This is a genomic window from Aneurinibacillus tyrosinisolvens, assembly GCF_001015055.1.
GTDB classification, from domain to species: Bacteria; Bacillota; Bacilli; order Aneurinibacillales; family Aneurinibacillaceae; genus Aneurinibacillus_A; species Aneurinibacillus_A tyrosinisolvens.
Genome location: NZ_BBWZ01000135.1, coordinates 1 through 534, shown reverse-complemented (window position 1 = coordinate 534; position 534 = coordinate 1). Strand labels below are relative to the sequence as shown.

Genomic DNA, 534 nt, shown 5'->3' with positions numbered 1-534 from the left:
GAAGGAAAAGGGACGGTCTTTATTAAGAACGGAAAAATCATGGAAGACAATCTGAAAAAGGAAAATTATTCAACAGATGAACTGCTGGAAGAGCTTCGTTTAAAGAACGCATTCAAAGTAGCCGACGTTGAGTTTGCGGTTCTAGAAACAAACGGACAGCTAAGTGTGATGAAGAAAAAGGAAGCGCAGCCTGCGACATTAAAAGACTTAAACATTAAGGCAGCCCCCGAAAGAGAATCGCAAGCTGTGATTATGGATGGAAAAATCATCCTGGAGCCTCTCTCAACGGCCGGGTTCAATGTGCAATGGCTGAACACAGAACTGGAAAAAGCCGGGGTTACCCTTGAAAATGTTTTTCTCGGCCAGGTTGATTCCTATGGGCAGCTCACTCTGGATTTGTACGATGACAAAATAACAGTACCGGTTCCTATACAGCAGCAGCTGCTTCAGGCAACGCTAAAAAAGTGCCAGGCCGACTTGGAACTGTTTGCCCTCTCCACCCAAACGCCTGAAGCCAAAAAATTATACGAAAAG

At 44.8% G+C, this 534-nt stretch carries 1 protein-coding gene; it reads left to right on the top strand.

What is annotated here, in order from left to right:
* On the top strand, nucleotides 1–534 hold a 534-nt coding region (locus tag MBEAL2_RS28695; RefSeq protein WP_047155573.1), incomplete at both ends, for a DUF421 domain-containing protein.